The following is a 26679-nucleotide window of genomic DNA, read 5'->3' as shown; positions in this document are numbered from 1 at the left end:
AATCAGTATGAATCAAGGTCATATCGCAGTCTTTACGGACCACGGACGGAACATTCCTTACGAAACCCTGATTTCCTATTATCCTGTACTCTTTTATACACAACCTGGTAAATGTCCTGCTTCATTTGAACAAATTGCCATTACAGAAGTGCAGAGTGCGGAAGGTGAACATGATATCAAGTTGTATGTCGTCGACTATCAGACGCGTGAAGACGAGTTGAAAATCGTGAATCAAATCCGCAGTATCCGTTCGCGCGCCAAAATTCTGCTGATCAAAGATGTCGTGCGGATGAAAGGGGATTTCCCCTACGAAGCAGTAAAAGGGGACGGCATTTTACGCACCTTTTCCTACCGGGCGGGCTACCCGAATGAACTGTTTGCTGAAATCCAACATATCATCCATCCTGAATATCCCATTTTAAAAGACACTATAGCCTTTATATTACCAATATTTAACGAAGAGAAACGTTTTATGCATGTAAAACAATTTTTAGAAGCCTTGGCAGAGCTGATCAGTGAAGATTACATTCATGCCTCGATCAACTTCTTTGATGATGCCTCTTCCGACCGTTCAAAGGCGTTGTTACATGACTACCGGTCCATCGTCATGGAAGCGACGGATACACTGTTTACAGTCGGATATCTGGAAGTCCATCAGGTGGAACGGAATACTCGGAAAGCGGGACTTTTCATCGAAGGGATGAAAAATATCTCGAGTGATTATTACGTGTTCGTCGATGCCGACAATTCGTTTAAGACAGAAGACATCGCCCGTCTGTTGACGATTGCCCAAAACGATTATTATGATATCGTCATCGGAACGAAGGACCTGACGATCGAAGACCGCGGTCTTGTCCGGCGTTTGCTCAGTTTTGCCAAACGGAATCTGACACGGACCTTTTTACCAAAAGGGGTGACGGATTCACAGACCGGTCTAAAAATCATCAATCGTCGTGTCGTCCCGCGGATCCTGCCGTATTTAAACGTCGAGAGTGGTCTGGCGATTGATCTGGAATTGATGTATGCCGCGAAAAAAGAGCGGTTGCGTGTGTTCCAACAGCCTGTGACCTGTATCGAGCGGGAAGGATCACACGTCAATCTGGTCAAGGACTCGATTGCTTTTTTAAAGACGATGATTGCTTTGTATCGACGCCATCGTTAAATACCCTGTACCGGCTCGCTATGCAACGGGTCGGTACAGGGTATTTGTCATGTCTTCGTTTTTTTAGGGCGACGAATCGTTGAGGACAGTTTTGCGCGGAACCGTTGACGAACCGCTACGAACCGGTGACCCGTCATCCACCAGATCAGCAACCCGCTCAAGGGGAATGCGAGCAATAGGACCGTCAGTCCGACGTAATAGACGGGACGTAAGACGACGGTGACATCGGCCGTTGATTGAGTCGAGCGGTACAGTTGGCTGACGCCGTTCAGCGCGATGTTGCCCCGCATCGGTTCTACGCCGTCCCGTAACTCAAAGAGCGGTGTCGGCGAATCGTTGACTGTAAAACGACCAAGGGACGCATCACTTGTGATGTGTCGATTCATCAAGGATGGAGTGATGCCGAGTTTCTCGGCCGGTGTTTTGGCAAACAGCGGTTTTCCGGTCTGTTCTGCCATCACGAACTGGTCGACGAGGATCAGTTGATCGTAAGGGAGAAACTCCAGATTTTTAAGCTGTAAGCTGCCCGCCTTTTTTTCGTTGCCGCGTGTCCAGATATGGAGCTGCATCCGGACCGTTTTTTTCGGAGGAATGATCATCTGTTCGTAATGATTCCAGCGGCTCTTTTTGTCTTCCTCGACTTCATTGATGAAATCAGTCCCGATGACACGGTCTTTTTCATCCAGATAAAAAACTTTCAAGTGGCGTTGCCGGACATTTTTACTGACCGCATCAAACTGCAGCAAGTATTCATGATTCGGACGTGCCTTGATTTTTTGAGAGGCGAAGATATACCAGTCACACGAACAAGTTGCTTCATATTCCATGCGATACGTACCGTCTTTTTCGCTCCCGCTGAACATATCGTCCGTGATCGAGACACACGTCGCACAATTGGCGGCTGCTTCCGGTTCCGTAAGCGGCTTGTCGGTGACGATTTCATTCGGATCAAATTGATGCAGATCGTCCATCGTAACGAGTGACGGAACGGCACTCGCATACACCAGTTCAACTTCATAACGACCGCCCGTCAACGGAATGTCTTCCAGCGTAATCTGATGAAGTGCCGAGTAGACATCCGGCAAGGATTCGAGTTGATACGGAAAATCCCGGTGCAACGGATCGAAGGTCACCGTTTCTTGACCAATCGCTTGTTTTCGGATGTCTGCCGTCTTGAAATCCTGCGCTGTCAAGACACGCCGGTAGATTGTTTCTTTTCCATCACGCAGCAAGACGGTCAGACGTCCTTTTGGATTCGTCGGTCGTGTCGCCTTCAGTTGGATGTCGTAAGTGCCGTCTTCACGTACATCAATCGTTCGACGCAACGCACCGTTTTGAGCAGCCACACCCTTTCCGAAACTGAATCCGGGATAGTTGCGTTCGGATTGAAGATGTCCCTCGTAATCAAAGGCGGTTTCTGCTTCGAGCACCATCAACGTTTTGGTGATGGCGAGCTTCTCGTCCAGTCGTTCCTGAACTTTCGTCCATTCTGCTTTCGGAATCAAGACGATATTTTGGACGGCATTAAAGCCGGCCGTATTCGTGATCCGGAGTGTCGAACTGCTGTTTTCTGCGATGAGGTTTCCAAGCGGCACCCAAACGAGTTTTGCCCCTGCCGCTTGCTTCGTCTTGACCGAGAATGTTTGATCGTTGAATTCAAAGTCAAGCTGGCCGCCGTTTTGGTTCAATAAGACACGTGCGTAACCGGCATAACGACCGCGGGTAGTCTCTTTTGTCATCTCAATCGTGTTCGGTACCATGTAGTCCTCGAAACTGAAAATCTTGATGTCGTGGACCCACCAGTACGTTTTCCGCTCCGGACGCTGAAAACTCAGCAAATCGATCCGCATCGTCTTGGCGTCTTTCGGGGTGACATATTCGCCTTGCAGATGGATCGCGTCAAGGTCACCGGAATCGCGTGGGGCGACGACATACGTCTGATTCAGCTCACGCTCCTGTGCATCATAAAACCGGACTTTGACATGCAACCGGTCGACGCCACGACCGGACGCCGTGATATCAAACCGGTACGCATTGTTCGGTAAGGCGTCCAGCTTGCCGGATTTTGCGACTTGCCAAATGTATTTCGGATCGCCTTCTGCGACTTCTGCGTGCAGGACAGGCAGATTGTTTTCTTTTGATAAGGGATTCGGCGACAAGTCGACGATGTCCGGATTATCCGCTTTGAAAAACGTCTCGTCCTCAAGCATTGAGTTGAACGACGCGACTTGTTTTGTCTTCAACTGATCAAGTTTATAGACGGGGGCATTGATCTTGGCCGAGGCGAAAGACAACCCGATTCCATCCCCGAAGTCGAGATCAAACGACGGATTTGCGATCCCCTGTGTCCGTAAATACCAGCGCCAATCACTGTTTGCCAAAAAGGTTTTGCCCCAGTTCAGGAACGAGTTGGCGGAGTCGATTGCCTCAAACGGTTTCCAGTAGTACTGTTCCGGAACCTGGCTCAGCAACACATCGTTTTCTTCCGCCATTTCGATGATGTCATCTTGTTTCAACCAGGATAACCCGTCCTGATGAGCTTGCGTCGCATATAAAATCGACTGGGGACCGAGGGCGTAGTCGTCCAATGTGGAGAATGTAACCGACCGTTCAAGTCCGTACGGTGTCAAAATCAGTTGCGGAACGGTCCGACTGTCGAGTGGTTCGATTAAATCGAATAACGTAAACAGACCCACTTGTTTCGTCGCGAGTAGATCATGTTGGGTGGCGAGAATCTTTTTGTTGAAGGCTTGACGCTCCTTCATGCCCGTATACTCCGTCCGGTACGCGAACTGTTGCAGGCCAAACGCCTGTGCAATTTGTCCGGCTTGATCGGAGCGACCCGTATCGAGCAAATACTGCATGAACGTCATCATGTAGCGGACCGTCTGGGTGGTACCTTCGTGGTGAAAGACGGTGTTTGCCTGCGAACCGTAGACGTGGACATCGCCGGTTGCTTTGGTTTCGCCGTCCGGATGCGGATTTTTATTCCAGGTCGGTGTCGCGACCCCGGTACTCGGTTGTGTCATTTCATCCGCAATCGGAAACTGAAGCCATTTCCCGTCAATCAGTTTTTGAACGGCGGTATATTCTTTCGGCATCTTCACCGGATGATAAAAACCTTCCATGTAAACGGCGCGGTACGGCCAGAAAAACAAACCGAGAGCGATGACCGTCGTCCCGATTGCAAGCAGGCGGTAAATCGGGAGCGGCAACGTTTTGGAAGGGCGGTTGAATACGGTTGCGAGACTTGAAGCGAGCAACAAACTATAGCTCACCATCAGCAATCCGACTAACTTGTTAGGGTCCCGAAACATGGCGCCGATCAGCGGCGTCTTCGTGACGAACAAGACAAAGAGGTCGGCGACCTGCTCGTGCGTCCCTGTCGCAAACACAATCAACGGGATGCTGAGCCCGCTGAAGAATAACAGGATCGGCTGACGATAGGAGACGAACGCACCAAGCGAAATCAATAACAGAATAACACCGCCGCCTAACCAGAAACTGAGTGGTAACGTCGTCAGATCAAACATCGGCCACCAGTAGCTCGTTAAATAAAATACATTCGTCCATGAAGAATGACGACTGAACAACATCAACGTATCGGAGACATTGATGTTATGTTGCGAAGCTTGTGATCCGGTCAAGATGGAACCGACATACATGAAAAACCAGTATGAATTAAACAACAGGAAAACAAGCGAAAAGGCAATCGTGGAGCGGACATAAAAACCGATCAACGGTTGAATGATTTGCTCCTTTCGACGTGTCCAGAAGGTCTTCGCAAAAATCAGGGCGACCATGATCCCCATGTAGATCAAGGAGAAGAAAAAGTAATGGATGCCGGCCGCCATGAAAGCAAAGACAACGGACAGTCCGGTAATGTCGATCCATGTCCGGCGCGACAGCCGGTCGGATAAGGAAAAGTTCGGATTCAGCTGTTCGCGGAACTTGGGATCAAATATATTAAAAAACAACAACAAGGCAAGTGGAAAGACGGAGTAGCCACATAAGAGATAGATGTGCTGGATCCGCGTGATGACCCATGGATTCAAGGCATAAAACAAAGCGGCGAGACCAAAGGCGACGAGTGATAAAAAAGAGAAGTGAGGTGAGACGTAGACCGAATGCAACCGTTTCGTCAAAGCGAACATCGAAACAGCGGACACGATCAACAAGCCAAAAATAAACGACTTGATCAGAATCGGACCGGACGCACCAAACAGCAGACTGAGCAGATAAAAAGGAAAGATGTAAATCAGACGGGCGACGTTCAACAAGGTCGTCGTACTCCACCGGTTGTTCCAGGCGCCAAAAATTTCCTCGAGATACCGATTGGACGAGAGACCAAATGACATATCACTGAAGACGACCATTCCCGGTTTCAGCAGGGGGGCGCCGTACAGAACAATCAAAACGAGAACGCCGGTTAACACGAGAGCATCTTTGCGGTAGGTTCGACCAAATCTGCGGGCAGCATCGAGTAGTGATTGTAGTGAGGTCTGCATCAAAGAACTCCTCTCTTAAAAAAGGTCAATTCTTTTACTATTCGGGATGTACCGGGATGATTCCTAGAACAGCTTCACTTAATTTTAACAAAAATGACAACAGACTCCTCCGTCTGAAGGAGGAGCCTGCATGGTTTACATTACCGTTCGATGTGATTGGTCAATTCATCAACCAATTGTTCCAAAGAACTTGTCATCTGACCGAGTGACTGGGTCATCGTTTCAAATTCGTGTTGGACGGTCGTTTGTTGTTCGAGTGAGGCGGCGGTCGATTCAATGCCATGGCGGACTTCCAGCGAGGCAGTTCGGGTCGTCTCCATCCGCTGTTCGATATCAAGCATCTGGACCCCGACCCCTTGACGGGCTGTTTGAATCGAGCTGATGCTTTGTTCGACCTCCTGGACCAGTTGCGTGATGTCGGCAAACGTTTGCCGGACACGCTTGGTCATCTGCTGGTTTTCCGACAGTGTCGTCGTATAACTGGCTGCCGTTTCCTTGATTTGATCGGTATCGGCAATCAATGCCTGTAAAACTTCCGTCACTTCATTGGCATAGCTGCGGGACTGGACCGCGAGGTGACCAACTTCCGTCGCGACGACGGCAAAGCCACGCCCGGCGTCACCGGCACGTGCGGCTTCGATGGCGGCGTTTAACGCCAGCAAGTTGGTCTGGCCGGCAATCGCTTCCAGACTGGCAAGGATTTTTTGGATTTTATCCGATCGGCTGGCCATTGCTGTAACAGAAGTATGCAGACCGTTCGTCGATTCGACCATCGCTTCCACCCGGCGGTCCATCAGATGCATTTCTTCGTTTCCGGTCAAAGCGGTTTTCGTCATATTTTCCGTCGTCGTGGCCGTCCGCGCCATTTTCGCCTGAATCGTTGCGATAGCGGCATTAATCTGATGCAACTGATCCGTTCCTTGTTGCATCGATTGGTGTTGGCCGTCGGCAGAATGGACGATCGGCGCAATGGCAGTCGCGATTTGATTGGTCGCTTCAACCGATTGGACAGCGGCCTGTTGTAAATGCATCGTATTGGTCTTCAAACTACCGACCAGGGATTCAATCTGTTGACTGACATTCGTGATCAGCGTCGTTGCCTCCGCTTCACGACGTGACGCCGCTTGACGTTCCTTATTCTGAACACTGATTTGAATGATGAGCGCAGCACTCGTCAAAATCAGGAAGACGGCATGAATCATCAGAATGCTGAACGGATAACCGGTCGTCCCGCAAATCAACGCCGGTGCAAAAAAGAAGCCGGCAAAATGTTGAATGGCAAACAGAACGGTACTGACAAGAATCAAATCAATCCGACGGAAGTAGGCAATCAAGGCCAACACCATAAAAATCGAGAAATGGTATTCGACGAGCCCGTTTCCGCCAGCGATCATCGACATACTGGAAAAAGTTAACGTCAGCGTCAACAAAAGCGGTACGTGTTTACTGCGCGGGTGCATCCGGTACAGGACTGCAGCAGCAAGCAAACAGAACACCGGTAACAAAGCAATCCAAGTCAGCATGATTGGTGAGGCGGCACTGACGTTTCCACGGATGATTTGATATCCGTCCGCAAATGCTGTGAAGCGGTGTAAACCATGAATGATCAATGACAAGACGACGACAAAAAGGCTGATTCCAAGCATAAGTTGATTTCGACGTTTCATAAAATAAAATTCCCCCATTTTTTAGTTAAAAGTGAAACAAATCACGAGTAAACATGCTAAACGTATACCACTATCGGTCGAGGAATTCAGATTGTTTAGCTTCAAGATACTTAAAACAAAATTAAATGTTAAAATCTGATTTTACGGCTAAACGACTACGATATGGGGTATAGAAATGCATTGAGACTTGTAGGAGGAACGTGTATGAAATGGAAGGGCAGAGAAAGAAGTTCGAACGTTGAAGACCGGCGGGGGATGGGTGGAAAAGGAGTCGCCGGAATCGGCGGCGGACTCGGAATCATCATTCTGATTGTCGTGACCTTGATGGGAGGCAATCCGGCTGATCTGTTAGGGGGATTAACAGAATCAGAGAACGGGAATCAGACGGAATACCAGGAAACGGCTGAAGAAAAAGAAGCGGCTGATTTCGTTTCCGTTGTCTTGGCGGACACGGAAAAAGTCTGGACAAAAGAGTTTAAGCAGGACGGCATGACCTATCAAGAACCGACACTTGTCCTCTATACGGATCAAGTCAGTTCCGCATGTGGAGAAGCCGGGAAGTCTGTCGGGCCTTTTTATTGTCCGGGGGATCAGAAATTATACATCGATTTAAGTTTTTATGACGAGTTGCAAACGAAATACGGCGCACCGGGTGATTTTGCGATGGCGTATGTCATCGCCCATGAAGTCGGGCACCATGTCCAGACCTTGCTCGGAACATCAGACGAAATCATGCCGCTTCGTCAAAAGATGAGCGAAGAGAAATTTAACAAGTATCTCGTTCGTTTTGAACTGCAGGCGGATTATTATGCGGGCGTCTGGGCGCATCACGCGCAAGGACAAAATCTGCTGGAAGAAGGCGATTTGGAAGAGGCGCTTGGTGCCGCGAATGCCGTCGGCGACGATACGTTACAGGAGAAAGGACAAGGCTATGTCGTGCCGGAAAGCTTTACGCACGGGACGTCTGCGCAGCGGGAACGTTGGTTCCAAAAAGGATTTGACAACGGAACGATTGAAGGCGGCGACACCTTCAAAGCGAAGAACTTATAAGCATGAGCAACAGGCACCACTTCATAAAGAAGTGATGCCTGTTTTAGATTAATCGTTGTATTGGTTGAACATCGTAGTATCATCCGGGACATTAGCGAGGTAGACGATTTTTCCGTCTGCATCCAATCGGGCGATATCCGTTCCGTCTTGCGTGAAGACCGATCCGTCCGCCCGCTTACCGCAAACGGCCCAGCGTGTTTCCATCGTATCGCCTGTTTCGGAAGGCAACCATCCCGCATACATGTGCTTGATGTCCTGATTGGCGGTAAAGACCATCCGGACAAACTGTTTCCAGGCGTCGATCCCGTGTTGTTCCTGTCCGTTTAAGACGAAGGTGATATCGTCCGAGAACAGGGAAACAAGATCAGTGAAAGCTTGTTCGTCGGTCCGGGAAGCATCAAATAAATCAAAATAGCGGTCGAGTGTAGTAGTGTTCATCATAATAATCTCCTTTTAATTGCGAATCATTTTTTCTTCGATTAAGCTTTGCAGTTTTGTCAGATGGTCGGGCGGACAGTTCAAATAAATTTCACGGCGGATCGAATCGATCGTCTCGCGTTTGAGCGTCGATTGCCACGACTGTTCGGCTTCCGCCATCAAGTCGGACAATAAGCAGATGTTTTGATTTTGGATCCCCATCAAATCTTCAAAGACTCCGCTTGACGCATACAAAGATTGTTTGCCTTCAATTGCTTCGTAGACATCAAACACACGAATTTGTTCCGGCGAAGCTTTCAGCCGGAACCCGCCTTTGGCTCCGGGAACGGACATCAGCAGATCCGCATGAACAAGCTTGCGGAGCAGTTTTTGAAAGTAGGTCGGGGAAGCACCGAGTTGTTGGCTGATGAATTCGCCCGGCAGGACCCCTTTATCCGGTAAAAACGTCAATAACAGCATGGCATAGATGGATTGCTCAACACCGGTCTTCATTTGCATAAGACATTCTCCTTTTTGTATAACGTGGATAACTATTGTCCACGATACAACCGGATCAATGGATTGTCCAGTAAAATGTCTCTCACAAAACCGTCACACCTTTTCGACAGCATACCCGTGGCATCAATAGAATGGATTCGGTATACTGAATGTACGATATGTGAAAATATTCACTAAAAGTCGTTCACACTTTGTGAAAGGGCGTTTGATTATGAATCCACTTAAAGGAATCATCACGATTCCACGTTCAATTTTAATACAACTGATGCTGGCGGCCGTCTTAATGGGTGTTGCCGTCATCGGTCAATCCTATTTGATCGTCATCATCGTCGATCGGATTTTCCTGCAAGGGGATCCGTTCGCGGCAGTCATTCCGTTGCTTGGTGTCCTGCTCGGGATGCTTGTCCTGCGTGTCGGCGTCACGTACTGGAACGGACGTCTCGGGACGAATCTTGCGGCACGGGTCAAACAGGACTTACGCCAGGCACTTGTTGCGAAATATACGAAAAACTCCGTTGAATCGATGCTCGAAGGACAATCCGGAAAAAAGGTCAGTGTCTTGCTGGATTCCGTCGATGAGATGGACAGTTATTACAGTCAGTACATGCCGAAAGTCATCCAGACGTCAATCGTCCCGCTGATGGTGCTGATCGCAGCCTTCAGCTATGACTGGGTCACGGGACTCGTCATGATGATTACAGCCCCGTTCATTCCGTTGTTTTACATCGTCATCGGAATCATGACCCAAAATCGGGCCGATACGCAGCTGGAGAAGATGAATGCTTTCTCCGGAACATTTCTGGATACGTTACAGGGACTGACGACGTTGAAATTATTTGGTCGGGCGAAGGCCCAACAGGACGTCATCGAACGGAGCAGCCTCGACTTTCGGGATGCGACGTTGACGGTGCTGAAACTTGCCTTCTTGTCATCATTGATGCTCGAATTCATCTCGATGCTCAGTATGGGAATGATTGCGCTTGAAGTCAGCTTACGTTTGATTCTGTTCCAAAGCATCACCTTTGTCCCGGCCTTTTTGATGTTGGTATTGGCGCCGGAATACTATCTGGCGTTAAAGGAAATGGGCGCAGCGTTCCATACAGGACGGGGCAGTGTCGCGGCTGCGAAACAGATTGCGGCGGAACTGACGGAAGATGACCGGAGCGTCGTCTTCGGACAGACGGAACTGCCGGCAGCCCGTCCACCACAGATCGAATTAAAGGACGTCGCTTTTTCGTACCGCGATGCCCGGTTTGCGATGACCGAACTGAATCTTGCAATCGAACCGCATCAGAAGGTCGCGTTGATCGGTCGCAGCGGTGCCGGTAAATCGACGGTCCTTCAGTTGCTCGCGGGTCTCGCCGATCCGCAGGACGGACAACTGTTACTTGACGGTCAACCCCGTCAGATGATCACCGAAGCAAGTTGGTTCCGCCAACTGAGCTATATCTCCCAGCATCCGTATTTGTATGCCGGGACACTTGCGGAAAATATCGCGATTGGTGAATTGCGTGAAGCATCCCGTTCAGCGATTGAACAGGCCGCATCTGACGCCGGTCTGACGGAACTGATCGGACAGTTGCCGAACGGACTCGATACGGTGATTGGGGAAGGCGGACGCGGATTATCCGGCGGAGAAAAGCAGCGCGTCGCTTTGGCGCGTGCGTTCTTAAAACGACCAAACATCATCTTGTTTGATGAACCGACGACCGGTCTTGACGTCAAGACGGAACGGTTGTTGCAGGAAGCAATCACGGTTTTAGGACGTGAAGCGACCGTCATCACGGTCGCCCATCGGTTGCATACGATTGAACAATCGGATCAAATCGTCATTCTGGAAGCAGGACGGATTGTCGACCGAGGGACACATGAAGAGTTGATGGGACGTGAATCGGAGTATGCGATGATGCGTGCCGTTCAACGAGGGGAGGAGACACGATGAAAGAGTTGATGGGAATTTTTCGCTTGATGTTGCACCAAAAACGAGACATCGTCTTCTCGATTTTCTTCGGTGTTCTGGCTGGAGTCACAGCGGTCGGGTTGTTTGCGGCAAGTGGATTTTTAATCTCGAAAGCAGCACTGTTGCCACCGATCCAGACACTGGCTGTCTTGATTGCCTTACAGAAACTGTCCAGCTTGACGCGGGCGGCGAGTCGTTACGCCGAACGCTATTATTCGCACCGGGCGACGTTTACGATTCTCAGTGATTTACGAACGACGTTTTATAAACGACTTGAACCGCTCGCACCAGGCATCTTTGCCAAGTACCGGAGCGGCGACTTGCTCGCACGAATCGTCGGAGATGTCGAAAGTCTGCAAAATACGTTTCTACGTGTTGTTTATCCACCGATCATCTTAGTGCTCGTTTTTCTTTGTACGATCTTTTTCGTCAGCTTCTTTTCGCTCAGTGTTGCGCTTGTCCTCGTGATCGGTCTTCTGTTGACGGGATTCATCATTCCCGGCTGGTTTGCCTACCGGGAACAACGCTTTGCGCGGTCCGTTCGGGCACGGCGCGGGGAACTGTCGACGGAAGTGACGGAACTCTTCCAAGGATACCGGGACTTAAAGATTTACCAACAACTCGGAAACAAGGAAGCAGAACTGAATGCTGTCGCAGCGCGATACGTCGCGGAAGAAAAACGTAACGGTCTGCACGCCGTCTCGAATCTTGCATGGAACACACTTGCCACCTTGATCATTTCCTGGATTGTCCTTGGTCTTGGTGCTTATCTGGTCGCTGACGGTCAGCTCGAAGGTGTTTTCCTGGCCTTACTCGTCATGACCTCGTTGACGGTGTTTGAAAATGCAGCCCCAATGGCGATTTTGCCGGGCTTCTTTGAAGACAGCCGCCACGCGGCGCGACGGCTCGATGATGTGGTCGAAGCGACGGTTGAACCGAACTATCGTCCGTTTGAGCTGACGCGGGCACCGGAACTCCGGGCCGAACAGGTCACGTTTGCGTTTCCCGATCAGGAACGTCCGGTCTTACGAGACGTCAGCGTGACGTTTCCTGCCGGCAGCAAAACAGCAGTCGTCGGAGCGAGCGGCTCTGGGAAATCGACCTTACTGCAACTGTTGTTGCGCATGTATCCGGCAGACGGGATCCGGATTGAAGGAACGCCAGGTCAAGAGATTGATCCGGAAGCAGTATGGCGACAGTCGAATGTCGTCTTGCAACAAAACCATTTCTTTTATGGAACGATCCGCGACAATTTGAAGCTGGCCAGTAGCGAGGCAACGGATGATCAGATGATTGAAGCACTGAATCAAGTGGGTCTTTCGTTGCTCGCTCTAGACGACCGGGTGCTCGAAAAAGGGGAAAACCTGTCCGGCGGTGAAAAACAACGGCTGGCGATTGCCCGGATTTTCTTACGACAAGCTCCGCTCTACCTGCTCGACGAACCGACCTCATCGGTCGATGCCTTGACGGAACAGACCATCTTACAGCACTTGTTCGCACGTGCGGCGGATGCAACGTTGTTGCTGGTCAGTCACCGTCTCGCAGGACTCGAGGAGATGGACCAAATCGTTGTCATGGAGCAAGGTCAAGTCGTCGAAGTTGGCACGTATGCCGATTTGATGGCACGACAAGGTGCTTTTTATGCTTTAAAACAAGTTGAACAGTCAGTCTTTACACCGGATCAACTGGTCCGCTGAACCAAAAGCCACATCCTTCGCTTTGTCAGCGTGGGATGTGGCTTTTTTTGTGGAATCATAGCTGGCTATTTAAAAACGGAGTTTTGATAACAGACGCTTTGATCCAACAGTCAGGCTGCTTAAGATGACAATCAGACAAACATACAAGAAAAAAGTATTGAGATTAAACACTTGAGCATTCATGAAGATACTAAATGCGTCGGTGAGGGACTCGGCATACTCAAAATCATCCGTGTTCTCTACGACGATCCGGATCAGCTCTTCTTGATAAGCTTGGTACCGGATGATTTGATACAACGAACCGCCGATGAGGTACAGTCCGCTTAGCAGCGTCATAAACATCAGCCAAATCGGACGAAACGCAAGGTGCAGGAACAGACGTGCCATCGTAATTGTAGTAAATATAGCCAGTACCAGGAGAAGCGGAATCAACAGGAGAGCGGGATTGCCATTGCCGGACGATTGATGCGGATAGGGTGTCATGACATAACCAAAACAAAAGCAACCGGCTGCAAGCAACAGTAAACCAATCGAGAGGCGTGAAAAATAGCGAATCGGCATGAGAACCTCCTGGAAAAGATGTAGTAGTTTTAGTGTACTCGATTGCCTGACCGGACAAGGGCAAAAGCTAGGACGATAGGGAAATGGGATTTTAATGGACGATTTAAGTATCTGATGGTAAAGTAAGGAAAAATTTAAAGGGGGAGCACCAATGGAAATTCGCCGCTGTCAGACACAAGTGGGGGATCAAGCGATTGCCTATAATCATTATTATTCCGATTCGAACGAGGTCTGTTTTATGTTGTCCGGCGCAGGCTATGCCTATGACCATCCGTACTTTTACTTCAGTCGGATGATGTTACTAAAGCGGGGAGTCAACGTGATCGAGATTCAGTATGTCTCGGACGACCTGTTCAGTTTGCCGGACGAGCAGGGAGATGCGGAGATGAGTCGGCGGATTGAAGCGGTCATCGATGAGGTGTTACGGCCACGTACATATAAAACGATTCACTTCATTGCCAAATCACTTGGAACAGTACCTCTGGTTTCCTTGATCCGGCGGGGACTTTTTCCGGATGCGACAATCGTTTTGCTGACACCCTTGTTAAAAGATCCGGCAATCGTCGAAGCGATTGCGAACAGCCGGCAGCCCGGGTTACTGGTCATCGGGGATCAGGATCATCAGTACAGTCCGGAAGCATTTGAACGTTGTCGCAGCTCGAACCTCGTACTAGAAAAAATCAAGGGGGCCAATCATTCCCTTGATCTCGATTTTGAGGTCGGTCCGTCCCTTCAAGTACTCGGACAGATGATGCAACGGACGGAAGAAGTTTTATTCCCCGTATCGGTTAAGGAAAACTGAAAAAACCGACAGAAAGCTCTTGGAAGAGAATTCTGTCGGTTTTTTTAATACGGTCGCATCAACGCACGGACAGGACTGCCGTCACCGTCGACGAGCGGAAGCGGAACGGCGTTTAGATGATAGTCACCCGGTGTGATCGCATCGAGCACGAGCCCCTCCAGGATGTGGACACCGTGTGCTGCGAGGGCATGGTGGGCACTCATCTCTTTACTGTCGATCGCGTCAACAGACGGCAAATCAAGTCCAATCAATTCGATGCCGAGTGCTCCGAGACGTTCGGCAAGACTCGGTGTCAGGACCGGAATCGTTTCCGGGAAAATCGACTTATCGACCCAGCCGTCCGTTTTGATGATCAGTCGGCGGACATCGGTTAAATCAAACGCATCAAGGTCACTTGCGATAATCTCTGTTCGACCGGGCAGATAGATGACGCGGGCATGGCCGATATAGAGGTCCGGATCAAGATCAATCACTTTTTGACCGGAATCGTCAAAGTGAAACGGTGCGTCGATGTGGGTGCCGGTATGCAGACTCATCGTGACTTGACCGACGTTGACGGAACCGGTGTCGGCTTTACTCCAATTGATCGTGTAATTGAACTTCGTATCGCCCGGCCATGTCGTAATCGACGAGGTTAACGGTTGTGAGACATCAATCCAACGGTTCATTTCACATTCCTCCTCAAAGTTTTGTCCGGACCGACCAGAGTTCCGGGAAGAACCGGTGGTCGAGCACCCGGCGCAGGTAACTGACACCGGATGAACCGCCTGTGCCCGGTTTTTGACCGATGATCCGTTCGACGGTGCTCATGTGGTTAAAGCGCCACATTTGTTGCTGACTGCCGATATCGAGTAACTTTTCACCAAGTTCATATAAATCCCAGTACTGTTCGACGTCTTGATAGACGATGGCCCAGGCCGCTTCAACACTCGCGTCGGCTTCCCAGTCTTGCGTGACATCCCGGTTGAGGATCGCCGCATCAATCGGCAAGCCGCGTCGTTTCATCGCCCGCACGGTCTCGTCATAGATGCTTGGTGTCTTCAAGTCTGCCGTCAATTGAGCGAACAGCGCCGTTTCATGCTCATAGACCCGAAGCATCTGTGCATTCTTAAAGCCGAGGGCAAACTCGATTTGCCGGTTTTGGTACGACTGGAATCCCGACGAATGTCCAAGCGAATCACGGAACTCCAGATACTCAGCCGGTGTCAGCGTCGACAGGACACTCCATGATTGAATCAGTTGTTGTTGAATTTTCGAGATTCGGGCGAGCATCTTAAACGACCGCTCGAGCTGATCGTCGGCAATCGCTTTAGTGGCGGCCGTCATCTCATGCAAAATCAACTTCATCCACAGCTCGCTTGTCTGATGGATGACGATGAACAGCATCTCATCATGGTGGTCCGATAAGCGTTGCTGGCTCATCAAAAGTGAGTCGAGCTGTAAATAATCCCCGTAAGACATATCTTTTTTGAAGTCGGTTTGAATCGTTTCTTCAATTTGTGTCGCATCCGTCTGTTTCATTCCAATCGATCCCCTTTACATCAAAGTGATTGTGAACGGTTCGTTTGATCCGCTTGCGGCGGATTGTTGCGTTTCCAAAAAACATAGGCAATCGTCAAGAACAGTAACCATGGAACTCCGAATTTCAAGACGATTTGGAAATCCGTGAACCAGGTCGTGATGACGAGGGCAAACAGCAGGATGGCCCCGAGTGCCGTCAAGTACGGATAGCCCATCATGCGGACCGGCAGTTTCCGCCCACCATCCCGTTCCCAGGCTTTCCGGAAATAGAGGTGGGAGATGAAAATCATGAACCAGGTGAAGATTGCTCCGAACATCGAAATCCCCATCATGAACGGATAAGACACGCTCGACTGGCTACTGATGACAGCGGCGAGGAAAATCCCCAGTGTCGAGACGGCAAGCGCAAACAAGGGAACACCTTTCGTATTCAAGCGGCTGAAAATCCGCGGTGCGTACGTTGCTTTCGACAACGAGTACATCATGCGTGTCGACGCATACAACTGACTGTTCATCGCGGACAAGGCAGCCGTCAGGATGATGAAGTTCATGATGCCGGCAGCTCCGGGAATCGATAACATCTCCATCACTTTGACGAACGGGCTTTGATCAACGCCGCCCGCCTGTTGCCACGGCACGATCATCAGCATCAAGGCAATCGTGATGACATAAAACGTCGATAAGCGGAAGACGGTGGCCTTCAGCGCTTTTGGGACCGCGACGTCCGGATCTTTCGCTTCGCCGGCCGTGACGGCAATCAGTTCCGTTCCGAGAAAACTAAACAACGAGATGAAGACGGCAATCCAGAGACCGGAAAAACCAAACGGCAGGAATCCGCCGTCGTTCGTGAAGTTTTGTGGTCCGATGTCCGGTGAGTTGCTGCCGAAGACCAGATAGGCACCGAGAATCATGAACATTAAAATCGCACTGATCTTAATGACGGAGAACCAGTATTCAAACGTCGCAAACGTATTGACGGTCGTGGCGTTGATATAAATCAAGGCTACCGCAAAGACTAAAATCCAGACGTACCCGGGAACATCCGGGAACCAATATTTCATATAGATGGCGATCGCACTGACTTCAACGCCGATCGCCAGGACGTTTGCCACCCAGTAGGAGTAGCGGACAAGAAATCCGGCATACGGACTGATGTATTGTTCGGCAATCGTTCCGAATGAGCCGGAGGTCGGGTGGGCGACGGTCATTTCTGCGAGGCAACCCATCAACAGCAGGACGATGAAGGCGCCGATCGCATAACTGACGAGGACGCTTGGTCCGGCGAGACTGATGGCGAGACCGCTTCCGAGAAAGAGTCCTGTTCCAATCGCACAACCCATCGCAATCATCGTCAGTTGGCGTGTTTTTAAATCACGCCGTAGTTCAGTAGGGTGTTCTTTCATAATTCCTCCTTACGCGACGACTTCGCGTTCGTTCTTAAATTGTTCATATTGTTTTTCATCCATGATCGTTTTCAAAATTGAGACGACCTCATAGACATCTTCAAACTTATTATACAAGGCAACAGGGGCCAGGCGGACAATATTCGGTGCCCGGAAATCAGGAATGACGTGATGTGCCTTCAATGCTTTACAGATCCGTGCCGCTTCCGGATGTTCGAGACTCAAGTGAGCACCACGCCGTTTGTCGTCACGCGGATTCCCGATCACAAAGCCATACGGCGTCAATTCCTGATCGACGAGCGTCATCATGTAGTCCGTCAGTGCGAGTGACTTTGTCCGGACCGCTTCAATCCCGACTTCTGCAAACAGCTCGAGTGCACCGATTTGCGGGGCAAGGCTCAAGACGTGCGGCGTTCCGATCTGGAAGGCACCGGCGTTTTCGGCGGGAGTCATCGTATGATCCATATCAAACTGTTTATCTTTACGGGAGCCGAACCAGCCGGTCAGACCCGGCAACGTGCCGAAATGGCGTTCATGGACAAAGAGTCCGCCGACCGTTCCCGGACCGCCGTTTAAATGTTTGTAGTTGCACCAGTAGGCAAAGTCGACGCCCCAGTCATGAAAGGCATGCGGAATCGCACCGACGGAATGACAGCCGTCAAAGCCGATCAAGATACCGCGGGCATGGGCTTCCCGTGTCAAACGTTCCATATCTAAAATCTGACCACTCCGGTACAGGACGGTCGGTAAGACGATCAACGCAATCTCTTCCGTCATCGCGGCAATGATATCCGCTTCATCGAGAAATCGTCCGTCACGACTCTCGGCTTGGACGAGATGTTCTGCCGGATCGAGTCCGCGCAACCGCAACTGGCTTTGGAGCGCATAAATATCAGACGGGAATGTTAAGCTGTCGGCTAAAATCTTTGTCCGTTGTCCGGACGGGGCAAAAAACGTTGCCACGAGTTGATGCAGATTGACCGTCGTCGAACCGGTCACCATGACTTCATCCGCGCTTCCACCGACGAGCGGTGCGTTTAAGGCAGCCAGTTTTTCCGACAGTTCAAACCACGGATGGCGTCCTTTCATCCAACCGTCAATCCCAAGTTCCCGCCAATCGGCGAGCGATTCCAGCAACGTCGCTTCCGCACGTTTTGACAACAATCCAAGTGAATTGCCGTCCATGTAAATCGAGCCCTCCTGCAGATAAAATTCGTTCCGGTAAGGGGCCAGTCGATCCTGTTCGTCTCGTTCGATTGCTTCTTCACGCTTAGCGGTCAATGGCATGTCCGTTCCTCCTTAAAATGAATCAGTAATCAATTTTGACAAAAGCGTAGCAAACAAATTGACATTGTGTCAATATTATCGGATAGAGAAGCAGGAGAGGTGGGGAAAATCATGAACTCAGACGACATGAAAATCGATAAACGGCATCTTCGGACGATCCGGACGCGGGAAAAACTGTTGGTGGCAGCCCGGGAAGTTTTTCTTGAAAACGACTTTCAAACGACGACGATTTCACAAATCATTAAGCGGGCCGGAGTAGGCTACGGAACGGCCTACGTTCACTTTGAAGGGAAGGATGAACTGCTGATCGTTTTGATTGAAACCGTGATGGATCAGTTCCATCAGGTCGCAGAACAGCCGTTTGAGCCCCGAACCGCCGAGGAAGCACGGGAGCAAATCGAACAGCAGGCGACGGCTTTCTTACAGCTTGCCGAACAAGAACGCGAGCTGCTCCGGATCGTCGAACAGGCAATCGGCGTATCGTATGCGATCCGGACCAAGTGGAAACAAATCCGCGAACGCTTCATTGAACGGATCAGTCGGGACATTCGTTATGCGCAAGCGACAGGACTCGCCCGTTCGGACCTCAATCCGACACTCGTTGCCCGCGGGTGGTTTTTTGCGAACGAAATGTATCTGTTTGAAGTCATCCGGGAAGAGACGACAGCGACGATTGACGAGATTGCGAAAACCTTGACGGCTGTTTATACGACCGGACTGTATCCACACGATTAAAGCGGGCTGTTCCCGGGAATCCTTTAGGGAAAGGGAGCGATGCGCATGGCATTTGATTACGATTTGGATTTTGAGACGACGGATTTTCGGAAAGAACCGGACAAGTATCGGGTCGGACGGGGGGAGCAGGGTGTCCTGCTCGTTGAACCCTATAAAGGAGAAATTTTGCCGCACTGGCGATTCAAGACGCCGGAGATTGCGAAGGAATCTTCTGAAAAAATCTATCAGATGTATCTCGATTATAAAGCGGCCGGAGACTTCGTCGGAATGGACATGGCGCGGAAGTTCATTCAGATGGGACACACACGGGCGCGCCGGTACACGAATTACAAAGGCGGACGCAAATATAAAAACAAAGCGACCGGTGAATTAAACGAGCGGAAAATTGATCCCGAAAAAGCAAAGTCAGCTGAGATTTTTCAAGAAAAGTGGGATTTGATTCGGGCGGATGAAGAATATTTAGCGTTAAAAAAAGCCCATCAGAAACAATACGGCTAAACGAACGGTCAGGGATTCTTCAAGTGAAGGAATGGAGTGAAGACGGTGCGAAACGGATCAAAAATCATATTGGCAATCGTGGTTGTCTGTGTATTGGCGTTGAGTTGGTGGCTCGTGTCGCCATTGTTCTTGAATCAAGCCGTGGACGAAGAGTTGCCGCCGAGTTCTTCGACGGTAAAACAAGAAGAGGAGACACCAGCATCCGAGACGGACCAGTCGGAACCTACAACACCGGCTCCCGAAGAAGCACCGGCTGACTTCTCCGGAACGTTCGTGGACGGTGAAAAAAATTATCAAACGTCCGGAAACATTAAAACGGTACCGGCAGACGATGCGGTGTATCTACGGTTCGAAGATTTTCAAACGACGAACGGACCGGACTTGTTTGTTTACTTGGTCGAGCCAGGTAAGGAGACAGCAGACGGGATCCGGCTCGGAGCGCTAAAAGGGAATCAGGGAGACCAAAACTACGTCCTCCCGAAAAACGTCGATTTGATGAAATACAGTCGTGTCGTCATCTGGTGTCGCGCCTTTGATGCTGATTTTGGCACGGGGGATTTAAAAGCAACAGGTAAATAAAAAAGCAACTTGCTTCCGTATGTGCTACTGGAAGCAAGTTGCTTTTTGTCTGGTATTAAGACGTTTGTTCGATTTTTTTGATCAGCCGGGATTGGCGGCGTTGCCAGATGACAGAACCAATCAAAGTCACAGCCAAGAAGACAAGTCCGAGCATGAACGGATAAAGAATGTTGACATCATATAACAGTCCGGCCAGTGTCGGACCGAGGACGTTTCCGATGCTCATGTAGGCGTTGTTCATCCCCATCGCAAATCCTTGTTCGTTTCCGGCGAGTTTTGAAATCATCGTGTTCAAAACAGGACGCAGGATCGACGTCGCAAGGAAGATGACGAGTGTGACGGCGAAGAAGCCGCCGTAACTTGCTGTCAGGAGTGACAACAAGAAGCCAAGCGTCGCAATCAACAGGAAGATGTTCAAGACTTTACCTTCGCCGAGACTGCGGGACAGTTTATCGACGACGAAAATCTGAGCGATGACACTGATGATTCCGGTCGACGTCACCATGATGGCGATGTCTTTTGGAGAGGCGCCAAATTGATTGTCGACGAACAGACCAAGAACGGACTCATATGCCATCAAACCAAAACTCATGACCAGTGTGATGACGAGCGGGACGAAGTACGGTTTATGGAACGACGCGCCGAGCTTGCTCCACATCGACCCTTCGTCGGGTGCCATCGCCGTCGCGTCATGAACGTCACTTTCTTGAAGAAGGATGACACTGAATAAGACGGCCAGAAGCGAGACGAGTGCCGAAACAAGTAACGGCAGCTTCAGATCAAACTCGGCGAGGAAGCCGCCGATCCCGGGACCGATGACGATTCCGAGCGACATGGCAGCAGACACGTAACTGTTTCCTTTTGCCCGCTGATCCATCGTCGTGATATCCGCGACATAAGCAAAAATCGCCGGAATCAACAGTGCTGCACCAACACCGCCAATCGCCCGTGAGATGTAGAGGATGGTGACGGAATTTGAAAAATAAAAGACGAACATCGATAAGGTCAATCCGATCAAACCGTAAATGATCATCTTGCGGCGACCGTACTGGTCAGCCCATTTTCCGGCAACCGGTGACATGACGAGCTGTGCTCCGGCAAAGATGGCGATCATCAAACCGGCGGCGGTACCGCCTTGACCGATTGAGGCTAGATAAGCGGGCAGAATCGGAATGATGATCCCGAAGCTCCCGACGGCGATGAACATATTGATCATCAGGACCGTTAATTTTTTACGTTGATCCGCTTGCAAGGGGATCCCTTCTTTCTGCACGCTTGTGTAAGCGTTTATTGTGGCAACCTCTACTATCTTAGTTTCAAGGGAAAGATCCTGTCAATTTTATCGCCCCCTCAAAAAAGAACCAAATCTCAAGAAGCGAGATCTGGTCCTGGTATCAGGTGCTTTTTGGGAAGAAAAGTTTACGATGTTTTCTTGAACAGCCAGTTGACGTTTGGTGATAATAACGGTCGAAACAGTCGAACAACCGGACGACTCGATAAAATCCAGACGAAGAACAGGGCGAGCAAGAAAGATAAGCCGATTAACAGCAGGGGCGACTCGACGATCCATGGCGGAACAGAATCCCGGAACAGGCGGACGATGAACGAGTGTAACAAGTAAATCGCCAAGGTCTGAATTCCGATCTGATCAAATCGTTCCCCGAATGACCGATGTGGCACGAGCATCAGGACGGAAAAGATCATCACGGTACTGACCGCGTACAAAAAGAGTTGGATCAATGCCCCTTTTACAAGCGGCACGTCAAACTCACCGTACGTATCGCGGTAAAACAGCCAGACGGTATCAAAACCATTTTTCGTCCACACGGCCATCGCGACGGCAATCGAAACGGAGACAATCAGTCCGGTCAATCGACCGATCGGTGACGTCAAGCGTTCCCGGATCAGACCCGTTGCAAGCCATCCCTGTGTTTTGACAAGGTAACCCATCAAGAAAAACGGGTAAAAACTGACGACTTTTTGGAGTGACAGGAAGTTCGTGATCGACCCCGGATTGGCATTGATGAGTAAGGCGAACGCCACACTGATCAACAACGGATAACGTAATGCCAGGAAACCGGGCGTCACGATTTGCCAGATGATGATTCCGAGCAGATACCACAGCGTCCAGCTCGGGACGAGCGGATGAAGCAATCCGTCAATGAGACCGTCGAACCCCTTATCATTGACATAAGCGAGATACACTTCATGAATCGATTGCCAGATGAGATAGAGGACAACAAACGAAATGATCCGTTTCGGCCGCACTTCTTTAAAGAAGTAACCGCTCATGAAGATGAAAGCCGGCATATGCAACAGATAGATGATGTTGTAGACGACTTGAACGGAATCATTTCCATCCAGATTACGGAACGTCTCGATCAGATGACCAAAAACGACCATGAAAATTAGTAAGACTTTATAGTTCCCGAGCCAATGATCATAAGAAGCGGTCACTGGTTTTGGTGTTGGATTCATTTGTTTTCTCCAAGAATGATTTGGTCGACGAAGCGCTCGCTTGACTTCCCGTCCTGATGTTCAAAGAAGTATTCGGCAAATGCTTTGACGTTTTGCATCTCGAAGTCTTCGTTTTTAATCCGTTCAATCAATTCTTCGGATGTTCGAACGATTGGACCCGGAACAAATTCTTCGAAGTCATAATAGAAGTCTCGTTTTGAGATGTAGTCTTCCAAGTCGTACGCGAAGAACAACATCGGGCGGTCGAGCAGTGAGAATTCAAAACAAGTGGACGAATAGTCCGTGATCAGAATATCAGAAACGAACAGCAACTCGTTGATTTCCCGGTGATCGGTCAAATCAAGGAAAAAGTCGGCGTAGACTTCAGGAATCTCGAGGCGTCGACGGACGAACGGGTGCATCTTCAAGACGAAGACATAGTCCTCGTGGAAGGCTTCATAAAGCGCATCCAAGTCCAGTTGGCTGAAATCGTAGTGTGCGCTCTTTGCGCCGTTTCCACGGAATGTCGGTGCAAACATAATGACTTTTTTTGTTTTAAAGATCGGATATTCTTCATAAATCCGCTCCTTGGCAGCTGCGATGTAATCTTGATCAAAGAACATGTCCGTTCGCGGAATACCGGTTGCGATGACTTGGTCTTCCCGCAGCCCAAACCCTTCAGCGTAATGACGGGCGACATGATGCGAGCTGACGATGGCTTTCGTGTAGTTCCGGTGACTGAGTGAGTTGGCACTTGGACCACCCGGTTTTCCGAGACGGCTGTAGCCGAATGTCTTAAAGGCGCCGACGGCATGCCAGACTTGGACCAGATCACTGCCTTTGCGGATATTAAGCGGATAGATCATCGGATAAAAATCATCCACTAAGATCGTCTTCGCCGTCGCGAGATGATATGGTAACGTAAATTTATCACGCCAATCACGTCTCGATTGAAGGTTCGGTTTGAAAAACGTTTTGACATCGAGGTTCAAGTCACGTCGTTCGATCTCGTTCAAGATGTAGGCGAAGTTCCCGCTGACATCACTTCTTGAATCAGAAGCAAAAATAACTTTATTGTCTTGGATTGGTTGCGTCCATTTCGTCACATTGTAAATCGTCTTGAAGGTAAACCGACGGAATTTAAAAGCCCGTTTCCGCCAATTTTTTTTCGACTTGTTGTATTTTTCAATCAATCGGACAAAACGTTTCGTCTCCCCTTGCTTAAGGGAATGGAAACCTAAAGTATTACTGTATTCCGAATACTGGACGACCAGTTCATACTCCAGTTTGAGCAGAGCGTTGCTATGTTTTGTGTCCACGCGGTAGATGACCGGAATCAAGGCGCGTGTATCACCAAATGGTGCTTCATGTAAGATCGATTTGCCTTGGACAATGGCAAAAAAGGCATCAAAATAACCCATTGGCAACGGACGACCGGTCGGAGTAATGTGATTGAGGTCAAGTTCACCACGGAATGTTTCTTCTGTCCAATCTCCTTCAAACGGGAAACGGAGGATAAACGTCCGTTTGTTTCGTTTGTTGCGGAAAATGACAGCCCGCTCGAGCGGAATCGGCTCCTCTGCGGCTTCGGACTGGATGTATCCATCCTCCGGCTGTGTGTCTTCTGTCAGTTCGGGAGTCGCTGGATTTTCAAAAAGTAACTGCTCGGCTTGAAGAAAATCAGTTAATCCAAAAAGACGTGCTTCAAAGCGGAATTTCGTTCCGGCTAGCTCTAGATAATCAACCTGTGCCTGTAAAATCGGCATCTGTGTTTCTTCTGTCAAAACAATCTCTCCTCGCTTAAATGGTTACAATGCATTTACACAATAATGACAGATTTTTAAAATCAACATGAACATAGTATAGTGATATTAGAAATCACCCATCATTATATCGTGATGAACCAAAAAAAATAGAACTTTGTCTATTTTTTTTGGTTCGGTGAACAAAATCGTCGAAAAAAAAGACCATATTTGAAGACATACCCACATCGCTGGCAAGTGGAAACAAAAAATTCTTTTTGACAAGGGAGGGAAGCAGGGGAACTCATGACAGCGCCGTCGTTTAGGGATGAGTCCTTTGCGTTACAAGATGATTTATGCAGCAATTTTAGCAGGTGGAAAAGGCACAAGAATGGGGAACGTGGATCGTCCGAAACAATTCCTCTCGATTGGAGAACGTCCGATTCTCGTCCATACCGTCGAAAAATTTTTACTACATGAAGATTTTGATCAGATCATCATTGTGACCCCGACAGCGTGGATCAACTATACCCGCGATATCTTAGAGAAGTATATCGGCAAAGACCAACGCATCGTCATTACGGCAGGCGGGAACGATCGAAACGAATCCATCATGGCTGCCATCAATTGGATTGAGGATAAAAATGGATTGTCGGATGAAGACATCATCGTCACGCATGATGCGGTCCGTCCTTTCTTGACACACCGTATCATCAAAGAAAATATTTCGACTGCTTTGGAATACGGGGCTTGCGATACCGTCATCTCGGCCATCGATACGATCGTTGCTTCAACGGACGGGAAAACCATCTCCGAGATTCCGGTTCGTGATCAGATGTACCAAGGACAGACACCACAAAGTTTCCAAATCACGAAACTCAAAAATCATTACGAAGCGTTGTCAGCAGAAGAACGTGCCATCTTAACGGATGCTTGTAAAATTTTGTTGCTAAAAGGCGAAGATGTTGCGCTCGTGACGGGTGAACTGTTTAACATCAAAGTCACAACCCCGTATGACTTGCGGATCGCCAATGCAATTCTGAAGGAGCGGATTCACCAATGATTAACCAAGTCTATCAACTCGTGGCGCCACGCCAAATCGAGGTGACGTATGACGAACGGTCACTCAATTCAGACCGGGTTGTCGTCCGTCCGACTTACTTGTCCATTTGCCATGCCGATCAGCGATACTTCACAGGAAGCCGCAGTGCGGAAGTGTTGGCGAAAAAGCTGCCGATGGCGATGATTCATGAAGGGATCGGGAAAGTAGTCCATGATCCATCGGGAACATTCCCGATCGGTACGTTAGTGGCGATGGTACCGAACACGCCATCGGAAACGGATGAGATCATCGGTGAAAATTATTTGCGGACCAGCCGTTTCCGTTCGAGCGGATACGACGGGTATATGCAGGATTATGTCTTCATTAAACCGGACCGGCTCGTCGTCGTTCCGGCTGACTTGGATCCTGAAGTCGCGGCATTCACAGAACTTGTCAGCGTCTCTGTGCATGCGATGACGCGTTTCGACCAGATTGCACACAGCCGCCGGGAAACATTCGGCGTCTGGGGCGACGGGAATCTTGGATTCATTACCGCCTTGATGTTGCGGAAACTGTATCCGGAAGCAAAATTACTTGTGTTCGGAAAAACCCAATCGAAACTGGATTATTTCTCGTTTGCGGACGAGACGTACCACATCGATCAAATTCCGGAAGGCGTGTCCTTTAATCATGGATTTGAATGTGTCGGGGGAATCGGCAGTCAATATGCGATCAATCAGATGATCGACTACATCATCCCGGAAGGCACGATGGCCTTGCTTGGTGTCTCGGAAGAACCCGTTGCGGTCAACACACGGATGATTCTTGAAAAAGGATTGCGTGTGTATGGATCAAGCCGCAGTACACCGGCTGATTTTGCCCGGACGATGGAACTGTATCAACTGTATCCGGATATTCCGGCATACCTCTCGAATTTGGTCTCGGGTGTTTTCCAAATTCGACAAATCGAAGATATCCATCAAGCGTTTGAGAGTGATTTGACGAACCGTTTCGGGAAAACTGTCATGGAATGGTGTATGTGAGGATGAGACCGGAAAGAGAAGGGATCGCT

At 49.6% G+C, this 26679-nt stretch carries 22 protein-coding genes; 10 read left to right on the top strand and 12 right to left on the bottom strand.

Annotation, left to right across the window (positions count from 1 at the left end; all coding sequences use genetic code 11):
- Positions 1 to 7 precede the first annotated feature (7 nt).
- The gene (locus tag P397_RS0116255) at positions 8 to 1162 is read left to right on the top strand and encodes a glycosyltransferase (RefSeq protein ID WP_035414293.1); all 1155 of its coding nucleotides are present in this window, start codon (positions 8 to 10) and stop codon (positions 1160 to 1162) included.
- 47 nt (positions 1163 to 1209) lie between these two features.
- Here P397_RS0116255 and P397_RS17490 read toward each other — a convergent pair whose 3' ends face one another.
- Together P397_RS17490 and P397_RS0116245 are read right to left on the bottom strand one after the other, a co-directional pair.
- Positions 1210 to 5670: an MFS transporter gene (locus P397_RS17490; RefSeq protein ID WP_051524071.1), complete on the bottom strand. Its 4461-nt coding sequence runs from the start codon at positions 5668 to 5670 to the stop codon at positions 1210 to 1212.
- A 140-nt stretch (positions 5671 to 5810) separates the two neighbouring features.
- A complete protein-coding gene (locus P397_RS0116245) occupies positions 5811 to 7337 on the bottom strand; it encodes a methyl-accepting chemotaxis protein (protein WP_028107205.1) in 1527 nt (508 codons plus the stop codon).
- Positions 7338 to 7541: 204 nt separating this feature from the next.
- Between P397_RS0116245 and ypfJ the strand changes: the two genes are divergently transcribed.
- On the top strand, positions 7542 to 8387 hold the full coding sequence (ypfJ, locus tag P397_RS0116240) for a KPN_02809 family neutral zinc metallopeptidase (RefSeq protein ID WP_028107204.1): 846 nt from the start codon (positions 7542 to 7544) through the stop codon (positions 8385 to 8387).
- Between the two features lie 48 nt (positions 8388 to 8435).
- Here ypfJ and P397_RS0116235 read toward each other — a convergent pair whose 3' ends face one another.
- Both P397_RS0116235 and P397_RS0116230 read right to left on the bottom strand, forming a co-directional pair.
- A complete protein-coding gene (locus P397_RS0116235; RefSeq protein WP_028107203.1) occupies positions 8436 to 8825 on the bottom strand; it encodes a nuclear transport factor 2 family protein in 390 nt (129 codons plus the stop codon).
- A gap of 15 nt (positions 8826 to 8840) precedes the next feature.
- Positions 8841 to 9323 (bottom strand): RrF2 family transcriptional regulator, encoded by a 483-nt coding sequence (locus P397_RS0116230; protein ID WP_028107202.1) that lies wholly within the window; start codon positions 9321 to 9323, stop codon positions 8841 to 8843.
- Between the two features lie 211 nt (positions 9324 to 9534).
- Here P397_RS0116230 and cydD point away from each other — a divergent pair, with 211 nt between their 5' ends.
- Positions 9535 to 11265, top strand: coding sequence for a thiol reductant ABC exporter subunit CydD (cydD, locus tag P397_RS0116225; protein WP_028107201.1), 1731 nt, complete (start codon positions 9535 to 9537; stop codon positions 11263 to 11265).
- A complete protein-coding gene (gene cydC / locus P397_RS0116220) occupies positions 11262 to 12980 on the top strand; it encodes a thiol reductant ABC exporter subunit CydC (RefSeq protein ID WP_028107200.1) in 1719 nt (572 codons plus the stop codon). Before cydD ends, cydC begins: the two co-directional genes overlap by 4 nt.
- Positions 12981 to 13049: 69 nt before the next feature.
- Here the strand turns inward: cydC and P397_RS0116215 are convergent, their stop codons facing one another.
- Positions 13050 to 13541 (bottom strand): hypothetical protein, encoded by a 492-nt coding sequence (locus tag P397_RS0116215; protein WP_028107199.1) that lies wholly within the window; start codon positions 13539 to 13541, stop codon positions 13050 to 13052.
- A gap of 151 nt (positions 13542 to 13692) precedes the next feature.
- On the opposite strand from P397_RS0116215, the gene P397_RS0116210 reads away from it, so the two are divergent.
- Positions 13693 to 14343 carry a cyclase gene (locus P397_RS0116210; RefSeq protein WP_028107198.1) on the top strand — a complete coding sequence of 217 codons (651 nt, stop codon included), beginning with the start codon at positions 13693 to 13695 and terminating at the stop codon, positions 14341 to 14343.
- A gap of 44 nt (positions 14344 to 14387) precedes the next feature.
- Here the strand turns inward: P397_RS0116210 and kynB are convergent, their stop codons facing one another.
- The 4 genes from kynB to kynU are packed head-to-tail and all read right to left on the bottom strand — an operon-like array spanning position 14388 to position 18554.
- Positions 14388 to 15011, bottom strand: a complete 624-nt coding sequence (gene kynB, locus P397_RS0116205) for an arylformamidase (RefSeq protein WP_028107197.1) — start codon at positions 15009 to 15011, stop codon at positions 14388 to 14390.
- A 13-nt stretch (positions 15012 to 15024) separates the two neighbouring features.
- Entirely contained in the window at positions 15025 to 15864 is an 840-nt protein-coding gene (gene kynA, locus P397_RS0116200; protein WP_028107196.1) for a tryptophan 2,3-dioxygenase, read from the bottom strand.
- Positions 15865 to 15884: 20 nt separating this feature from the next.
- Positions 15885 to 17267 carry an amino acid permease gene (locus P397_RS0116195; RefSeq protein WP_028107195.1) on the bottom strand — a complete coding sequence of 461 codons (1383 nt, stop codon included), beginning with the start codon at positions 17265 to 17267 and terminating at the stop codon, positions 15885 to 15887.
- Between the two features lie 9 nt (positions 17268 to 17276).
- The gene (kynU, locus tag P397_RS0116190) at positions 17277 to 18554 is read right to left on the bottom strand and encodes a kynureninase (RefSeq protein WP_028107194.1); all 1278 of its coding nucleotides are present in this window, start codon (positions 18552 to 18554) and stop codon (positions 17277 to 17279) included.
- Between the two features lie 111 nt (positions 18555 to 18665).
- Between kynU and P397_RS0116185 the strand changes: the two genes are divergently transcribed.
- From P397_RS0116185 to P397_RS0116175, 3 genes are read left to right on the top strand one after another with little or no spacing between them, the layout of a single operon-like run.
- Positions 18666 to 19289, top strand: a complete 624-nt coding sequence (locus P397_RS0116185) for a TetR/AcrR family transcriptional regulator (protein ID WP_026834234.1) — start codon at positions 18666 to 18668, stop codon at positions 19287 to 19289.
- A 45-nt stretch (positions 19290 to 19334) separates the two neighbouring features.
- On the top strand, positions 19335 to 19787 hold the full coding sequence (locus P397_RS0116180) for a DUF4385 domain-containing protein (protein ID WP_028107193.1): 453 nt from the start codon (positions 19335 to 19337) through the stop codon (positions 19785 to 19787).
- A gap of 45 nt (positions 19788 to 19832) precedes the next feature.
- Positions 19833 to 20366: a DM13 domain-containing protein gene (locus tag P397_RS0116175; protein WP_235184013.1), complete on the top strand. Its 534-nt coding sequence runs from the start codon at positions 19833 to 19835 to the stop codon at positions 20364 to 20366.
- Positions 20367 to 20421: 55 nt separating this feature from the next.
- Here the strand turns inward: P397_RS0116175 and P397_RS0116170 are convergent, their stop codons facing one another.
- The 3 genes from P397_RS0116170 to P397_RS0116160 form a co-directional block, all read right to left on the bottom strand.
- Positions 20422 to 21618, bottom strand: coding sequence for an MFS transporter (locus tag P397_RS0116170; RefSeq protein WP_026834231.1), 1197 nt, complete (start codon positions 21616 to 21618; stop codon positions 20422 to 20424).
- A gap of 167 nt (positions 21619 to 21785) precedes the next feature.
- Positions 21786 to 22844 (bottom strand): acyltransferase family protein, encoded by a 1059-nt coding sequence (locus tag P397_RS0116165; protein WP_028107191.1) that lies wholly within the window; start codon positions 22842 to 22844, stop codon positions 21786 to 21788.
- On the bottom strand, positions 22841 to 24607 hold the full coding sequence (locus P397_RS0116160) for a CDP-glycerol glycerophosphotransferase family protein (protein ID WP_233550710.1): 1767 nt from the start codon (positions 24605 to 24607) through the stop codon (positions 22841 to 22843). The genes P397_RS0116165 and P397_RS0116160 overlap by 4 nt, the downstream gene beginning before the upstream one ends.
- Before the next feature lie 307 nt (positions 24608 to 24914).
- Here P397_RS0116160 and P397_RS0116155 point away from each other — a divergent pair, with 307 nt between their 5' ends.
- A complete protein-coding gene (locus P397_RS0116155) occupies positions 24915 to 25628 on the top strand; it encodes an IspD/TarI family cytidylyltransferase (RefSeq protein ID WP_028107190.1) in 714 nt (237 codons plus the stop codon).
- Positions 25625 to 26650, top strand: a complete 1026-nt coding sequence (locus P397_RS0116150; RefSeq protein ID WP_026834227.1) for a ribitol-5-phosphate dehydrogenase — start codon at positions 25625 to 25627, stop codon at positions 26648 to 26650. The genes P397_RS0116155 and P397_RS0116150 overlap by 4 nt, the downstream gene beginning before the upstream one ends.
- Positions 26651 to 26679: the final 29 nt, after the last annotated feature.

It is taken from the genome of Exiguobacterium undae DSM 14481, from assembly GCF_000620805.1.
GTDB classification, from domain to species: Bacteria; Bacillota; Bacilli; order Exiguobacteriales; family Exiguobacteriaceae; genus Exiguobacterium_A; species Exiguobacterium_A undae.
Note: the sequence above shows the minus strand (reverse complement) of the source record. Positions and strands in the feature narration are given on the sequence as shown.

Coding starts and splice junctions, on each gene's coding strand:
- P397_RS0116195 (WP_028107195.1), bottom strand. CDS start 17,267: ATGAAAGAACACCCTACTGAACTACGGCGTGATTTAAAAACACGCCAA.
- P397_RS0116165 (WP_028107191.1), bottom strand. CDS start 22,844: ATGAATCCAACACCAAAACCAGTGACCGCTTCTTATGATCATTGGCTC.
- P397_RS0116210 (WP_028107198.1), top strand. CDS start 13,693: ATGGAAATTCGCCGCTGTCAGACACAAGTGGGGGATCAAGCGATTGCC.
- cydC (WP_028107200.1), top strand. CDS start 11,262: ATGAAAGAGTTGATGGGAATTTTTCGCTTGATGTTGCACCAAAAACGA.
- P397_RS0116150 (WP_026834227.1), top strand. CDS start 25,625: ATGATTAACCAAGTCTATCAACTCGTGGCGCCACGCCAAATCGAGGTG.
- cydD (WP_028107201.1), top strand. CDS start 9,535: ATGAATCCACTTAAAGGAATCATCACGATTCCACGTTCAATTTTAATA.
- kynU (WP_028107194.1), bottom strand. CDS start 18,554: ATGCCATTGACCGCTAAGCGTGAAGAAGCAATCGAACGAGACGAACAG.
- P397_RS0116235 (WP_028107203.1), bottom strand. CDS start 8,825: ATGAACACTACTACACTCGACCGCTATTTTGATTTATTTGATGCTTCC.
- P397_RS17490 (WP_051524071.1), bottom strand. CDS start 5,670: ATGCAGACCTCACTACAATCACTACTCGATGCTGCCCGCAGATTTGGT.
- P397_RS0116155 (WP_028107190.1), top strand. CDS start 24,915: ATGATTTATGCAGCAATTTTAGCAGGTGGAAAAGGCACAAGAATGGGG.
- kynB (WP_028107197.1), bottom strand. CDS start 15,011: ATGAACCGTTGGATTGATGTCTCACAACCGTTAACCTCGTCGATTACG.
- P397_RS0116245 (WP_028107205.1), bottom strand. CDS start 7,337: ATGAAACGTCGAAATCAACTTATGCTTGGAATCAGCCTTTTTGTCGTC.
- P397_RS0116185 (WP_026834234.1), top strand. CDS start 18,666: ATGAACTCAGACGACATGAAAATCGATAAACGGCATCTTCGGACGATC.
- P397_RS0116215 (WP_028107199.1), bottom strand. CDS start 13,541: ATGCCGATTCGCTATTTTTCACGCCTCTCGATTGGTTTACTGTTGCTT.
- P397_RS0116180 (WP_028107193.1), top strand. CDS start 19,335: ATGGCATTTGATTACGATTTGGATTTTGAGACGACGGATTTTCGGAAA.
- P397_RS0116255 (WP_035414293.1), top strand. CDS start 8: ATGAATCAAGGTCATATCGCAGTCTTTACGGACCACGGACGGAACATT.
- ypfJ (WP_028107204.1), top strand. CDS start 7,542: ATGAAATGGAAGGGCAGAGAAAGAAGTTCGAACGTTGAAGACCGGCGG.
- kynA (WP_028107196.1), bottom strand. CDS start 15,864: ATGAAACAGACGGATGCGACACAAATTGAAGAAACGATTCAAACCGAC.
- P397_RS0116230 (WP_028107202.1), bottom strand. CDS start 9,323: ATGCAAATGAAGACCGGTGTTGAGCAATCCATCTATGCCATGCTGTTA.